The sequence below is a fragment of the Chryseobacterium oleae genome (genome assembly GCF_900115055.1).
Classification (GTDB): domain Bacteria; phylum Bacteroidota; class Bacteroidia; order Flavobacteriales; family Weeksellaceae; genus Chryseobacterium; species Chryseobacterium oleae.
Genome location: NZ_FOVD01000005.1, coordinates 120,471 through 134,942, shown reverse-complemented (window position 1 = coordinate 134,942; position 14,472 = coordinate 120,471). Strand labels below are relative to the sequence as shown.

General features: G+C 38.3%; 13 protein-coding genes and 1 tRNA gene. 12 read left to right on the top strand and 2 right to left on the bottom strand.

The annotated features are described in order from the left end of the window. Window positions 1-86 precede the first annotated feature (86 nt). Window positions 87-3,185 carry an efflux RND transporter permease subunit gene (locus BM143_RS16270; protein ID WP_090025569.1) on the top strand — a complete coding sequence of 1,033 codons (3,099 nt, stop codon included), beginning with the start codon at window positions 87-89 and terminating at the stop codon, window positions 3,183-3,185. Between the two features lie 84 nt (window positions 3,186-3,269). Here BM143_RS16270 and BM143_RS16265 read toward each other — a convergent pair whose 3' ends face one another. After that, on the bottom strand, window positions 3,270-4,772 hold the full coding sequence (locus BM143_RS16265; RefSeq protein WP_090025567.1) for a DUF4394 domain-containing protein: 1,503 nt from the start codon (window positions 4,770-4,772) through the stop codon (window positions 3,270-3,272). A gap of 332 nt (window positions 4,773-5,104) precedes the next feature. On the opposite strand from BM143_RS16265, the gene tuf reads away from it, so the two are divergent. From tuf to BM143_RS16230, 7 genes are all read left to right on the top strand, one after another. Further along, window positions 5,105-6,316, top strand: a complete 1,212-nt coding sequence (gene tuf, locus BM143_RS16260; protein ID WP_034723377.1) for an elongation factor Tu — start codon at window positions 5,105-5,107, stop codon at window positions 6,314-6,316. Window positions 6,317-6,371: 55 nt separating this feature from the next. Next, window positions 6,372-6,442, top strand: a tRNA-Trp gene (locus BM143_RS16255). A gap of 12 nt (window positions 6,443-6,454) precedes the next feature. Then, window positions 6,455-6,661, top strand: a complete 207-nt coding sequence (secE, locus tag BM143_RS16250) for a preprotein translocase subunit SecE (protein WP_034723808.1) — start codon at window positions 6,455-6,457, stop codon at window positions 6,659-6,661. A 17-nt stretch (window positions 6,662-6,678) separates the two neighbouring features. Further along, window positions 6,679-7,221 (top strand): transcription termination/antitermination protein NusG, encoded by a 543-nt coding sequence (gene nusG, locus BM143_RS16245; RefSeq protein WP_034702030.1) that lies wholly within the window; start codon window positions 6,679-6,681, stop codon window positions 7,219-7,221. 383 nt (window positions 7,222-7,604) lie between these two features. Continuing rightward, complete coding sequence (locus BM143_RS16240; protein ID WP_090025566.1) at window positions 7,605-8,222, top strand: hypothetical protein; 618 nt, start codon at window positions 7,605-7,607, stop codon at window positions 8,220-8,222. A 12-nt stretch (window positions 8,223-8,234) separates the two neighbouring features. Then, the gene (locus BM143_RS16235; protein WP_090025564.1) at window positions 8,235-8,882 is read left to right on the top strand and encodes a hypothetical protein; all 648 of its coding nucleotides are present in this window, start codon (window positions 8,235-8,237) and stop codon (window positions 8,880-8,882) included. Window positions 8,883-8,890: 8 nt separating this feature from the next. Beyond that, complete coding sequence (locus BM143_RS16230) at window positions 8,891-9,559, top strand: hypothetical protein (RefSeq protein WP_090025830.1); 669 nt, start codon at window positions 8,891-8,893, stop codon at window positions 9,557-9,559. Window positions 9,560-9,887: 328 nt separating this feature from the next. Here the strand turns inward: BM143_RS16230 and BM143_RS24045 are convergent, their stop codons facing one another. After that, complete coding sequence (locus tag BM143_RS24045) at window positions 9,888-11,846, bottom strand: BspA family leucine-rich repeat surface protein (RefSeq protein ID WP_167375302.1); 1,959 nt, start codon at window positions 11,844-11,846, stop codon at window positions 9,888-9,890. Window positions 11,847-12,042: 196 nt separating this feature from the next. Here BM143_RS24045 and rplK point away from each other — a divergent pair, with 196 nt between their 5' ends. Genes rplK through rplL form a run of 4 tightly spaced genes read left to right on the top strand, consistent with a single transcriptional unit; the run spans window position 12,043 to window position 14,222 of the window. Then, the gene (gene rplK / locus BM143_RS16220) at window positions 12,043-12,489 is read left to right on the top strand and encodes a 50S ribosomal protein L11 (RefSeq protein WP_034723381.1); all 447 of its coding nucleotides are present in this window, start codon (window positions 12,043-12,045) and stop codon (window positions 12,487-12,489) included. 11 nt (window positions 12,490-12,500) lie between these two features. Beyond that, window positions 12,501-13,193, top strand: coding sequence for a 50S ribosomal protein L1 (gene rplA / locus BM143_RS16215; RefSeq protein WP_034723382.1), 693 nt, complete (start codon window positions 12,501-12,503; stop codon window positions 13,191-13,193). Between the two features lie 17 nt (window positions 13,194-13,210). Continuing rightward, the gene (gene rplJ / locus BM143_RS16210; protein ID WP_090025562.1) at window positions 13,211-13,807 is read left to right on the top strand and encodes a 50S ribosomal protein L10; all 597 of its coding nucleotides are present in this window, start codon (window positions 13,211-13,213) and stop codon (window positions 13,805-13,807) included. Between the two features lie 46 nt (window positions 13,808-13,853). Beyond that, a complete protein-coding gene (gene rplL, locus BM143_RS16205) occupies window positions 13,854-14,222 on the top strand; it encodes a 50S ribosomal protein L7/L12 (protein WP_034723387.1) in 369 nt (122 codons plus the stop codon). The last annotated feature ends 250 nt before the right edge of the window (window positions 14,223-14,472 follow it).

Here is a 14,472-nt window from a genome sequence, read left to right as displayed (position 1 = left end):
TTAACGGTTCAGAAAACATATTGAAAAAAACAGGAAGAATCAAAAATTTTTTCAACGGCTTTTTTAGGTCACCAATTTAATCTATCATGAATAAATTCATTAAAAATATAATTGCTTTCTCGTTAAAAAACAAAGCATTTACCTTTATCTGGGTAGCTATTTTGGCCATTGCGGGTTTTATAAGTTTCAAAAATATGCCCATTGAAGCTTTCCCTGATGTTACCAATACCCAGATTGTCATTATAACCCAATGGAATGGACGTAGTGCAGAAGAAGTGGAACGTTTTGTCACTACGCCCATTGAATTGGCCATGAGCCCGGTCCAGAAGAAAACGAGTGTGAGAAGTACCACGATGTTTGGGCTCTCTATCGTTAAAATTCTTTTCGATGATGGGGTGGATGATACTTTCGCCCGAAATCAGGTGAATAACCAATTAAGAACCGTAAGCCTTCCTGATGAGGTGGATCCGGAAGTTCAGCCACCCTACGGGCCTACCGGGGAAATTTTCAGATATACCCTGGAAAGTAAAACAAAAGATTCCAGAGAGCTGCTAACCCTGCAGAACTGGGTGATCGACCGTGCACTGAGAGGAGTTCCCGGAGTTGCAGACATCAATGTTTTCGGAGGTCAGGATAAAGTTTTCGAATTAAGTATTGACCCGAGAGCTTTGGATAAATACAATCTGACGCCGCTTCAGGTGTATGATGCCGTTACCAAAAGCAATTTAAATGTTGGAGGTGACGTGATCGAGAAAAACGGACAGGCCTATGTGGTAAGAGGAATCGGTCTGGTAAAATCTGTGGCAGACATTGGAAATATTACCATCCAGAATGACAGCGGAAACCCTGTACTGGTAAGATATGTGGCAGATGTTCACGAAAGTTCTATGCCGAGAGTAGGGCAGGCCGGTCTTAATAAGCATGAGGACACGGTAGAAGGAATCGTGGTGATGAGAAAAGGGGAGAACCCGAGGGAAGTTCTGGTTGGAGTAAAAGCGAAGATTAAAGAACTTAATGAGAAGGTCCTTCCGAAAGATGTCAAAATGGTAACGTTCTACGACCGTGACAATCTGATGGATTTCACGACACACACTGTGATGCACAACCTGATCGAGGGAATTATCCTGGTTACTGTGATCGTCCTGATCTTTATGGCCGACTGGAGAACGACATTTATCGTTTCCATTATTATCCCACTGTCCCTGTTGTTTGCATTTCTATGCTTAAAACTGGCGGGAATGAGTGCGAACCTGCTTTCATTGGGAGCGGTAGACTTCGGGATCATTATTGACGGAGCCGTCGTCATGGTGGAAGGGCTCTTTGTGATGCTCGACCACAAAGCCCTCAAATACGGAACAGAAAAATTTAATAAACTCTCAAAAGGAGGCTGGATCAAACAGACAGGAACAGGTTTAGGAAAGGCGATCTTCTTTTCAAAATTAATTATTATCACCTCTCTGATCCCTATTTTCTCCTTCCAGAAAGTGGAAGGAAAGATGTTCTCACCGCTGGCATTTACATTAGGATTTGCCCTGATAGGGGCATTGATATTCACATTGACACTGGTTCCGGTTCTTTCCCACATCTTATTAAACAAGAATGTAAGAGAAAAAAACAATCCGTTTGTGAATTTCTGGGACAGAATTGTACTGAAAGGATTCAACTATACCTTTAGACATAAAAAGATGAGTTTAATTGTTGCCATATCTTTCATGGTGGTCACCTTATTCTCCGGAAAATTCTTGGGAACGGAATTTCTGCCGCAGCTGAATGAAGGTTCACTTTGGATCACAGCGGAAATGCCGATGAGTTCATCATTAAAGGAATCATTGAAAACAGCGGACCTTTTAAAGAAAGACATTATGAGCTTCTCCGAGGTTACTGATGTTTTGGCTCAGACAGGACGTAGTAATGACGGAACAGACCCCAACGGATTCGGATTTGTACAGTTTGCCGTCAATCTGAAGCCTAAAGATGAATGGAAACGAAAGATCAGCTATGAAGAACTGATCGAAGAGATTGATAAAAAACTCAGAAGCTACCAGGGAATTACCTTTAATTATTCCCAGCCGATCTCAGATAACGTGGCAGAAGCCGTAGCCGGTTTCAAAGCGGAGAACGGGATCAAAATTTATGGAGACAATCTCGAAACTTTAGATAAACTGGCTGATCAGGTATTAAAACAGATCAAAGATGTAGAAGGAGTAAAAGATCCTGGAATCATTAAAAATATCGGACAGCCGGAAGTAAGCGTAGTCCTAGACAGAGATAAAATGGCGGCTTACGGTGTAATGCCGGATGATGCACAGTCTGTATTGGAAATGGCGTTTGGAGGGAAAACCGCTTCGGAAATGTTTGACGGGGAAAGAAAATTCCCGATCCGTCTTCGTTACTCCCAGGAATACAGAAAAGATGAGAATGATATCGCTTCATTAATGGTTCCTACACAGGGTGGCGCAAAAATTCCACTGAAAGAGATCAGTACCATTGTAAAAGATAACGGAGCAGCATTTATTTACAGAGATGATATTAAACGATACATCGGGGTTAAATTCTCGATCCGTGACCGTGACTTAGGAAGCACCATTGCCGATGCACAGAAAAAAGTAGCGAATATTGATCTTCCGGATGGCTATTCCATCGGCTGGACAGGTCAGTTTGAAAACCAGCAGAGAGCTTCACACAGGCTTGCGCAGGTGGTTCCGATCAGTATTCTGGGAATCTTCTTCTTACTGTTTATCCTGTTTGGAAATATGAAAGACTCGTTACTGGTATTGGCGAATGTGCCTTTCGCATTGATTGGAGGAATTATTGCCCTTCATCTGACCAGAATGAATTTCGGAATTTCCGCAGGGGTAGGAATGATTGCCCTGCTCGGAATCTGTATCCAGAACGGAGTTATCCTGATCACAGAGTTCCATCAGAATGTCAAGAACGGACTGACTTTAGATAATGCCATATTAAACGGGGTAAAATCCAGAACCCGTCCTGTTATCATGACTGCCCTGATGGCTTCGATAGGCTTGATGCCGGCTGCATTGTCCACAGGAATAGGTTCGGAGTCTCAGAAACCTTTAGCGATCGTCATTATCGGAGGATTGATTACAGCGACGGTATTAACCTTGTTGATCTTCCCTATTATCTTCTGGATCTTCAACAGGACAAAGAAGTCCCAACAGATTTAAAGTTTCTTCTATCTATATTAAGTGAAGCGCGGAAAACATAGTTTTCCGCGCTTCTTGGTATCGAAATAATTATTATGAGTCTTTTTAAAATCCTAATCCTACGGCAAAAGCTTTTACGGTATTAGGGTAATCAGAAACAGCTGTTGCAGCTCCCGATGTGGTATTGACCGTATATAGTTTCGTTGAGGTTCCTACGGTAGCCATCAGATAGGCTTTCTGGCTTGCACTTCCGATATCAAAACCGTTCGCATTCGTAATATTGATGCCTAAAGAACCGGTTTCTACCAGAGTTCCGTTGTTCGGAGGCGTTTGCTGGTATAATTTATCTGTGTTATGATCGATCACAAATAGAGTAGTGGATGTAGCGCCTGCAAAATTATTGGTATAAGCCGCAGCACCGATCATCGCTGTAACCGGAGTAATAGCTGTGTCTACTGCGGTGATGCCTCCGGTAACAGGATCTAAACGAAGATTTTGTCCGGTATTGCTTACTACCCGTATTTTATCAACCATTGGATTGAAATCAAATCCGAAATCTGTTCCTGCCAGTAAAGTCGCGAAAGGGGAACTTCCCACAGCCGTAGCAGCCCCGGTTCCTAAATTGATCGTATAAATTCTGCTTGAACTTCCCAAAGCATACAATTGCCCGTTCAAAGGACGGAAATCAATTCCTAAAATATTTTCTCCGGTTTGAAGTCCTGCCACTGTTTTTGAAACCGGCATCGGGCTGTTTGGGTTAAATATTTGCAGATTGTTTGAATTATCTATAGCATAGGCTACGGCTTTAGTAGGAATCGCAAGATCTATCACAGCTTGTGGAAATGATCCTATAAAAGTAGCTTTACCGCTATTCAGATCCAGCACATGTAATTTTTCGTTTAAGGCCAGTAAAGAAGTGCTGTTATCAAATTTAATATCAAAAGCAGCCTGTCCTGAGAAGGTAGCCCCAAGACTTCCTACTTCCACCAAAGTTCCGTTATTCGGTGGATCCTGTTTAAATAATTTTCCGGCCACGGGATCAATATCGTATAAAACAGTGGAGGAAGCACCTGCTTTACTGTTGGTATAGGCTACTCCGTTAATGCTTGGCGTTCCGGTACCGGAGATGTTGATATCCGTTGCTGCCACAGCTCCCGTTTCAGGGTGAAGTCTTAAATTTTGTCCGGTATTGCTCACCAAACGGATTCTGTCTACCGTAGGATTGAAATCAATGGAAGCTATCGTTCCGGAAACGGCAGGTGCGAAAGCTGTAGCACTTACCATTCTTGCAGAAGCACTGGCTGTATTGATGATGTATAATTTGCTGGCATTCGACAAAGCATATAATTCTCCGGTAGCGGGTCTGAAATCTATACTCATGAGTTTTTCGCCGGCTGTAATTCCTGTAATGGCTGTTTTGGCAGCAAATGTTTTAGGATTATTGGCATTGAAAGAAACAAGTTCATTCATTCCTGTAAGTCCGTAAGCCATAAGATCAGGCCCGGTTACATTGCTGTCCGGCATCATCATCGGATCATCGGAATTGTCGCACGAAAAAAATGTCGTCACGGTCATCAGGACCAGAAAGAAGTGTAATAGTGTTCTCATAATATTATTTTTAATGGTTTATAGTATGTACGAGAAAACCATTAAAGCGGTTTTTTTGTGGTGAATTTTGTGGATAAAAAAATATTTTAGGCTTCTATACTATTCAGAACGAATCAGATACTTTATAATTTGGACTAAAAAGGGTGTGGATGATTTTTTTCAATCCGGAAATTTGTGTAAATTTGCAGTCTCAATACATTGAAATATAAGGTTTGTGCTTCTTTGATTTGAATATTGAAACTTTTTTAATGAAAAAGGTTTTGGTATTTAAAAAAATCATTATATTTGCACACCGAAAAATTGAAAAATAATAAAATAAATAATTTTAAATCATGGCAAAGGAAACGTTTAATCGTAACAAACCACACTTGAACATTGGTACTATTGGTCACGTTGACCATGGTAAAACTACTCTTACAGCTGCAATTTCTGCTGTATTAGCTAGCAAAGGTCTTGCTGAGAAAAAAGACTTCTCTGCAATTGACTCTGCTCCAGAAGAAAAAGAAAGAGGTATTACTATCAATACTGCTCACATCGAATACGAAACTGAAAAAAGACACTATGCTCACGTTGACTGTCCAGGTCACGCGGATTACGTAAAGAACATGGTAACTGGTGCTGCTCAGATGGACGGAGCTATCGTAGTATGTGCTGCAACTGACGGTCCTATGCCTCAGACTAGAGAACATATCCTACTTTGTCGTCAGGTAAACGTACCTAGAATCGTTGTTTTCATGAACAAAGTTGACATGGTAGATGATGCTGAGTTATTAGAGCTTGTTGAAATGGAACTTAGAGACTTATTGTCTACTTACGAATTCGACGGTGATAACTCTCCAGTAATTCAAGGTTCTGCATTAGGTGCTCTTACAGCAGCTACAGCAGCTACTCCTGATACTGAAGACAAGTGGTTCAAGAGCGTTGAAGAATTAATGGATGCTGTTGATACTTGGATCGAGCAACCACCAAGAGATACTGATAAGCCTTTCTTGATGCCAATCGAAGACGTATTCTCTATTACAGGTAGAGGTACTGTTGCAACTGGTAGAATCGAGGCTGGTATTATCAACACAGGTGATCCTGTTGATATCATCGGTATGGGTGAAGAAAAATTAACTTCTACTATTACAGGAGTTGAGATGTTCAGAAAAATCCTTGACAGAGGTGAAGCTGGAGATAACGTAGGTCTATTGTTGAGAGGTATTGAAAAAACTGACATCAAGAGAGGTATGGTTATCGCTAAGAAAGATTCTGTTAAGCCACACAAAAAATTCAAAGCATCTGTTTATATCCTTTCTAAGGAAGAAGGTGGACGTCACACTCCATTCCACAACAAGTACCGTCCTCAGTTCTACGTAAGAACTACTGACGTTACAGGTGAGATCTTCTTACCAGAAGGTGTAGAAATGGTAATGCCTGGTGATAACTTAGAGATCACTGTAGAATTGTTACAGCCAATCGCTCTTAACGTAGGTCTTAGATTTGCGATCAGAGAAGGAGGTAGAACAGTTGGTTCAGGTCAGGTAACTGAAATCTTAGACTAATCATCTTAAAATAAATAAGGCTTCCGGAAGGAAACTCTCCGGAAGCTTTTTATCTACGGGCATCGTCCAATGGTAGGATACCGGTCTCCAAAACCGTTGATCAGGGTTCGAATCCTTGTGCCCGTGCAAATATTAATTATGAGTTCATTTGTTGATTTTTTAAAAGGTTCTTATAACGAATTCAGACATAAAGTTGAATGGCCAAAGTGGTCTGATCTTCAGTCTTCCACTATTGTAGTAACTATAGCTACAGTGATTTTGGCATTGTTTACCTTTGGGGTTGATGAATTGTTTTCAAAAGCAATCAGCAACATAATTGGAATGCTAATTAACGTGTTCAACTAAAAAAGTATTTTCCCATAATGAGCGAATTGAAATGGTATGTGCTGAAAGCGATCAGCGGACAGGAAAATAAAGTGAAAAACTATATTGAGACAGAAATCAAACGTCTAGGGTTTGAGCAGTACGTTACTCAAGTGGTTATTCCTATGGAAAAGGTTATACAGATTAGAAACGGAAAAAAAGTTCCTAAAGAGAAGCCTTACTATCCTGGATACCTGATGATCGAAGCTGATCTGATGGGTGAAATTCCTCACGCGATTAAGAACATTCCGGGAGTAATATCTTTCCTTAGCTTAACGAAAGGAGGTGATCCTGTTCCCATGAGAAAGTCTGAAGTAAACAGAATGTTGGGAAGAATGGATGAGCTTTCAGAATTTGCAAGCGATGTTGAGATTCCATTCATTGTAGGTGAAAACGTTAAAGTAATTGACGGACCTTTCAATGGATTCAACGGAACGGTTGAGAAGATTCTTGAAGACAAAAAGAAAATCGAAGTTTCTGTATTGATCTTCGGTAGAAAAACTCCAATGGAGTTGAGCTATATGCAGGTAGAAAAAGTATAATTCATACTTTTAAAATATATTAAGACCGCTTTTCAGCGGTCTTTTTTTGTGCTTTATTGTTGGTAGTGACCTCCATTTATTAAAATGATATTTCTTAAGATGTGCTCATTGTAGATTTCGTATAAAAGAATATGTGTTTTTGTTTAGTTTTCACTGTTTTGTGAAAAGATAGTAGATTTTTATCGATATAAAGATTTATTTTTTGATTTATTTTCATGTGGCATGCTTCTTGCAAACTAGTACCCAATTAATCCATAAAGTTTTATCCTTTTAAATGGTATACTGTGCAAAGCAGAGTATAGGAAAGCTGTATGCTTTTTTAGAAAAAGTGAAAGGAAAATGAAATGATGGAAGATTAATAAAACAAACACAATACAAGTTCAATGACTAAAATTATTTCAATGGTGCTTTTTGCATGCACTGTATTCGTGAGCGCTCAGGTAGGTATAAATACTTCTAAACCTGAAAAAGATCTTACAGTAAACGGAACGATGAAGACTTCAGGAATGATCTTCAAAAAACCTTTAGAAAAATTGGGAGCTGATGAAAATTATACTTTCGTGATCAAGTCTCCGGCTCCGGAAAACAAAATTACGGCCTACAATGATACTTTTGTACCGAACTCTCCCGCACCGATCAATCTTATTCAGTTTAAAATCACTTGCGACCCTTCAGATAAAGACTGGGTGAATCAGTTTGATACCAAGATCAATTCCAATAAGTTTCTTGTTGTGATCTCTTCATTTGGATTTACGCAGCCTGTAAGAACCTATTCAGCAGATTGGCTGACCCCGGTACCGCAGATTTTCGCCTATCCTTCCGGCGGAACATGGAAACTGAAAGCGGATTACCAGGGATTTGCCCCGGATAATTCTTTTCCTACCGGAGAATGGACGTTGAATTTGCTGGTTTTTGACAAAGCCTATGCAAAAGAACTGAATACAACACAGGATTTAGGAACTTCTACTACCGGTGCTGCTGCAGCTCCATTAATTCAATAAAAACACAACGTAATGAAAAAAATCACCACATTATTCCTTTTAGCAGGTTCTTTTTTAGGACTTCATGCACAAGTGGGTATTAATACCGAAAATCCTCAGGGAACTTTGGATGTAGCCGGAGAAACTCTGGTGGAATCTTATCTTGTAGACACGGTAAACTCACCGGCAAGGGGAAATTATTTTCTTTTAACCCGTTCAAAAGATACTTCTCCTGTGGGAAAAATTAAGATGCTGGATATTTCGCTTCGTAATGTTGCGCCAGTAAATACCTACAATATCATTTTAAAAAATGTAAGTCAGGATGAAGTTATTAATCTGAACACAGGTTTGGAAACCGGTAAATATGTAGTAGCTATCACGGGTGCTGTTTTTTCCAACGCTGTTTCGGCGGCGAACACTTCTACAAGTCCTAAGTCTTTCGGGGCTTATTCTACAGAAGTGACGCAGGTGACGAGTAGTGGAAAGACCTATCACGCCATCAATTTAAGTTTTAAAGGAGCGGGTACGGTATCTTCTACAAACGGAACATGGACACTTACACTGAACGTGTTTGAAAAATCTCTGGTAAAAGAATGGGGAACATTCACCGGATCTGTTTCTGCATCGGCTTCACCGATTTATTCAGGAGTTTCAACTAACACGCCTTTAGGGCTTCAATAATGATGATCATGGAAAAAAGAATTTATATTATCACGATATTATTTCTGGGAATTTTTATGAATGCCCAGTCCGGAAGAGTAGGAATTAAAACCATTGATCCGAAAGAAACACTGGACGTCAACGGTCAAACCTATACAAACACGCTGTATCTTAGAAGCCCGGGAGAACCTACAATGACAGGAGGAAGCTTTCTGGCAACTTCTGAAAATTCACTTCAGTTATATGATCCTACTTTGGAAAGCAGCGGATTGTTTAATTATCTTAAACTTTCTCTTACCGGAATTTCGGGAGCTGGAATTACAGATTACGACACCAAAATTGATGCGGATAAATTCCTTGTTGTAGTTCACAATTACTCATTTAAAATGAATGACGGAACGACCAATGTAGCTCTCGACTATGGGGATAATGGAACCAATGACAACAGACAGGGATCTCCTGATGTGACGGCATTCAAAAGTAAAGGAACATGGCACATCAGAGCAAGGTTTACAGACAGCAAGCTGATTGCTCTTACCTCTGCCAATCCGGCAAGAACATACAATAACTTTACCATAGATCTTTATCTGATGGCCTACAAAAGACTGATCACAAAACAGAACATCACCGATATCACGACTGATCTTGGAGGAACAAACGGTTCTGCACGTACAGTGAATAAGCCTTCAGGATTTTAACCGAAAGATCAATATTTGAACAATATAGTAAGCCACATCTGAGGATGTGGCTTTTATTTGGGGATAAACTCATTTTGCGCTTTGATACTACTACAAAACATAAAAAACACATAAAAGTAAATGTTAAATTTTTATAGATATCGTTTTTAAAAAGCAACTGATTCCATTGGGGAATTCAAAAATATCACACAATTATACACATGAAAAATTATTTTGCTTTATTGAATAATTAAAAAGGAGGAATATTTTCAAAATCATTAAGTATTGAACTAAAAAATCCCTTGCAAAAATTTTGAAGGGATTTAAATAAGGTGATCATCTTATCACATTAATCTTTTATAAACTTTTTGTGCACTGTATTTCCTGTTTTATCTATTGCCTTCATTAAATATATACCTTTTGGTAGTTCAGAAACATCTGCATGTTTTCCGGTTGAATTATCACTGTGTAATAATCTCCCTTCCAAACTGTAAATTTCGATTTTTGATACTTCATCTGTAAAAAAGAGTGTGTGTTTTACAGGATTGGGATAAGTGCTAAATTCCTTTTTAACATTTTCAGACGTAGAAAGCACTGGGTTGCAATTAGGGTCATAATAATCATTTGTAATATTCCAGCCTTTTGTATTCTTTAAGAAATTTCTTGCATTCACAGCTGCTTGTGAAGAATATCTTTTTGCACCGCTTGTTAAAATTACATTATTGTTCGTTGCGGGATTATTCGCCCATCCTATAAGAGTTGAATCATAATTGATACATGATAAATTGGAATCGGTAAAGAGTTCACGTAAATTTTTAACACGGTTTAAGTTCCAGTTACCCAGAGATTGGTTAAAAGCTTTTGCAAAATAGAACATATATCCCATGTACTCAACCTTTGAGGTATCCCAGTTTCCGATAGGTTGGTTGAATACATCTGTATAATCAAACATGTATTCCATATTTGTCACCTTCGAGGTATCCCAGCTTCCGATAGGCTGATTAAATACTTTAGACTCTGTAAACATTGATCTCATATCAGTAACATTAGAAGTATTCCAGGTTCCTATAGGCTGGTTAAATAATTTTGCCTTGGCAAACATACTGATCATACTTGTTACATTGGAAGTATTCCAGGTTCCGATAGGCTGGTTAAATGCTTCGGTATCATAGAACATACTGATCATATCGGTTACACTCGAAGTATTCCAGCTTCCGATAGGCTGATTGAAAAATCTTGTATAAGCAAACATGCTATACATACTTTTCACATTGGAAACATCCCAATTTCCAATAGGTTGATTAAAACGTGATCCATAAAACATATTGGCCATATTGGTTACATCGGAAACATCCCAATTTCCAATGGGTTGGCTGAAAAAGGATCCACCAAACATACTAGACATATCCGTTACGTTAGAAGTATCCCAATTTTCGATAGGCTGATTAAAGGGAGTTGACTGAAATGTTGCAGACATATTAGTGACTTTAGAGACATTCCAGTTTCCGATAGGCTGGTTGAACTGATGTGCACTGGCGAACAGTCCAGACATATTGATAACCTTTGAAGTATCCCAAGTTCCAATAGGCTGATTAAATACTTCTGCCTGTCTAAACATATCTGACATATTGATCACATTCGAGGTATTCCAGGTTCCAAGAGGCTGGTTAAATAATTTTGCCTGATTAAACATATTGGACATATTGGTCACGTTAGAAGTATTCCAATTTCCTATAGGCTGATTAAAAGTTCGTGCATTATAGAACATATTAGATAAATTAACAGCAGAAGACATGTTCCAATTATTAAAAGAAGGATGTCCAGCCATAACATAACAATTATAAAACATCCCTGAAAAATCTGTTACATTGGAAACATTAGGTATATCGGGTGCTGTAATCGCTAAATTTGTACAGTTATAAAATGCCAATGCCATACTAGACCACTGAATGCTATTGCCCCATTGATCAATATTAATAATGGATTTATTACCATCTAAACGAATCCTGTTAAAATTACCATTTCCATTGCTGATCCTTAAAATATACATGGCGCCGGGGCTTGGAAGACCTAAATCTAAAGTAACAAGACTATTGGTAGAAGTTACGTTTGTTAAAGTCTCAGAATGGGAAGGGTTTCCTACTTCCTCCCAAGAAATGCTGTAATTAGTTCCCTGGGCGTAAAAACTAATTTTATTGTTTGGGCTTCCTCCCATGCCTGGTCTCCAAATAGTAATAAATTCGCTTTGTGCACTTAGAATTGAAAAAAATGATAAAAATAGAATTAGAAATAAAGTTTTTACTTTCATGTTATTAATTTTTGTACGTACAAATTTATTTATTTTTTTATATATCTTTTGAAAAATCAACACATTCCATTTGCTAATTCAAAAATATTTCATAATTTTGCAGTCCGAAAAGTAGATTTACTGTATGTGAGTCGGTAATCTGCTGAATAATAAATGCTTCCAAACTCATTAATTATTCAAACTAAAAAAATTAAAAATGGCTAAGAAAGTCTTTAAAATGGTAAAGCTTCAGGTGAAAGGTGGCGCAGCTAACCCTTCTCCACCAGTAGGTCCAGCATTGGGTTCTGCAGGTGTGAACATCATGGAGTTTTGTAAGCAATTTAACGGGAGAACCCAAGATAAGCCAGGGCAAGTTTTACCTGTAGTAATTACAGTATACGAAGACAAATCTTTTGAATTCGTTATTAAAACTCCACCTGCAGCGATCCAATTAATGGATGCAGCTAAGATCAAGGGAGGTTCCGGTGAACCAAACAGAAACAAAGTAGGTTCTGTGTCTTGGGATCAGGTGAAGAAAATCGCTGAGGATAAAATGACTGACCTTAACTGCTTTACAATCGATTCTGCAGTTTCTATGGTTGCAGGTACTGCTAGATCTATGGGATTAAGAGTAACAGGAACTAAACCAACTTTTAACGCTTAAAACTAATAGAAATGGCAAAATTGACTAAAAAGCAAAAGGAAGCTTTAAGCAAAGTAGAAAAAGGAAGAATCTATAGCCTTGAAGAGGGTTCTGCTCTTGTAAAAGAAGTAAACACTACGAAGTTTGATGCTTCTGTAGATATCGCTGTTAGATTGGGTGTAGATCCAAGAAAAGCAAACCAAATGGTAAGAGGTGTAGTATCTCTTCCTCACGGTACTGGTAAAGATGTTAAAGTTTTAGCTCTTGTTACACCAGATAAAGAAGCTGAAGCTAAAGAAGCTGGAGCTGATTATGTAGGTCTTGACGAATATTTACAGAAAATAAAAGAAGGTTGGACAGACGTTGACGTTATCGTTACGATGCCAGCTGTTATGGGTAAATTAGGTCCATTAGGTAGAGTACTAGGTCCAAGAGGTCTAATGCCTAACCCTAAATCAGGAACTGTAACCATGGAAATTGGTAAAGCAGTAGCTGAAGTAAAAGCAGGTAAAATTGATTTCAAAGTAGACAAGTATGGTATCATCCATGCTGGTATTGGTAAAGTATCTTTCGATGCTGCTAAGATCAAAGAAAATGCTCAGGAATTAATTTCGACATTGATCAAAATGAAACCAACTGCTGCTAAAGGTACTTATGTGAAGAGTGTTTATCTTTCTTCTACAATGAGCCCGGGTATTGCAATTGATAGTAAATCTGTTAACTAATAATAATCCTTAAGACAATGACAAAAGACCAAAAAGTTGTAGCAATACAAGAGATCAAAGATTTGCTTCAGGATGCGAAAGTAGTTTATGTAGCAGATCTAGACGGTTTGAACGCTGCTAAATCTTCTGATTTCAGAAGACAGGCTTTCAAGCAGAATATCAAAGTGAAAGTGGTAAAAAATACACTTTTACAAAAAGCAATGGAGCAAATTGACGGAGTAGATTTCTCTGAAATGTTTGAAACTTTCAAAGGTAACTCTGCTTTGATGATTGCTGAAACAGCTAATGCTCCTGCAAAATTAATCAAAGACTTTAGAAAAAAAGAAGAGAAGCCGGCTTTAAAATCTGCTTTTGTTCAGGAAACTTTCTATGTTGGTGACAACAACCTTGATGCTCTAGTAAGCATTAAGTCTAGAGAAGAAATGATCGGTGAAATCATCGGATTACTTCAGTCTCCAATTCAAAGAGTTGTTTCTGCTCTTCAAAACAAATCTGAAACAGTAGAAGCTACAACTGAAGAAGTTGCTGCACCTGCTGTAGAAGAAACTCCTGCTGCTGAGGCTACAGAAGCTCCTGCTGCAGAAAGCACTGACGAAACGCCAGCTGCTGAATAATTACTCTCAAAAAATTAAATAAATAATCAACAAAAACATTACAACAATGTCAGATTTAAAAAATTTAGCTGAAACGCTAGTAAACCTAACAGTAAAAGACGTAAACGAATTAGCTACTATCCTTAAGGATGAGTACGGAATTGAGCCAGCTGCTGCTGCTGTAGTAGTTGCTGCAGGTGGTGCAGGTGAAGCTGCTGAAGAAAAGACTGAATTCGACGTAATTCTTAAGTCTGCAGGTGCTTCTAAATTGGCTATCGTTAAATTAGTAAAAGATTTAACTGGTGCTGGTCTTAAAGAAGCTAAAGATATCGTAGACGGAGCTCCTGCTGCTATCAAGCAAGGAATCTCTAAAGACGAAGCTGAAGCTCTTAAGAAGCAATTAGAAGAAGCTGGTGCTGAAGTAGAATTGAAATAATTCAATTTACTATAAAATAGGAAGCCCGGACAGCAATGTCCGGGCTTTTTTGTTATTATAACATCCTGAAACCGTGCATATTTCTCAGTGGTATTTCAATATGTTTGCTGTGTGTTGCTGTATATTCAAATATGATTATGAATTTACTTTAATTTAACATAATTAAATATTTATTATTCATAGAATTGTATATTTTGTATCAAAATTTAATATTAAAATATTGTTTTGATTGAAAAATTACTATATTTGT

Excerpts from the sequence above, each read along its gene's own strand:
- secE (WP_034723808.1), top strand. The coding sequence starts at position 6,455 with ATGAGTTCATTTGTTGATTTTTTAAAAGGTTCTTATAACGAATTCAGA.
- rplK (WP_034723381.1), top strand. The coding sequence starts at position 12,043 with ATGGCTAAGAAAGTCTTTAAAATGGTAAAGCTTCAGGTGAAAGGTGGC.
- rplA (WP_034723382.1), top strand. The coding sequence starts at position 12,501 with ATGGCAAAATTGACTAAAAAGCAAAAGGAAGCTTTAAGCAAAGTAGAA.
- BM143_RS16265 (WP_090025567.1), bottom strand. The coding sequence starts at position 4,772 with ATGAGAACACTATTACACTTCTTTCTGGTCCTGATGACCGTGACGACA.
- BM143_RS16235 (WP_090025564.1), top strand. The coding sequence starts at position 8,235 with ATGAAAAAAATCACCACATTATTCCTTTTAGCAGGTTCTTTTTTAGGA.
- BM143_RS16240 (WP_090025566.1), top strand. The coding sequence starts at position 7,605 with ATGACTAAAATTATTTCAATGGTGCTTTTTGCATGCACTGTATTCGTG.
- BM143_RS24045 (WP_167375302.1), bottom strand. The coding sequence starts at position 11,846 with ATGAAAGTAAAAACTTTATTTCTAATTCTATTTTTATCATTTTTTTCA.
- BM143_RS16270 (WP_090025569.1), top strand. The coding sequence starts at position 87 with ATGAATAAATTCATTAAAAATATAATTGCTTTCTCGTTAAAAAACAAA.
- tuf (WP_034723377.1), top strand. The coding sequence starts at position 5,105 with ATGGCAAAGGAAACGTTTAATCGTAACAAACCACACTTGAACATTGGT.
- rplJ (WP_090025562.1), top strand. The coding sequence starts at position 13,211 with ATGACAAAAGACCAAAAAGTTGTAGCAATACAAGAGATCAAAGATTTG.
- BM143_RS16230 (WP_090025830.1), top strand. The coding sequence starts at position 8,891 with ATGGAAAAAAGAATTTATATTATCACGATATTATTTCTGGGAATTTTT.
- nusG (WP_034702030.1), top strand. The coding sequence starts at position 6,679 with ATGAGCGAATTGAAATGGTATGTGCTGAAAGCGATCAGCGGACAGGAA.
- rplL (WP_034723387.1), top strand. The coding sequence starts at position 13,854 with ATGTCAGATTTAAAAAATTTAGCTGAAACGCTAGTAAACCTAACAGTA.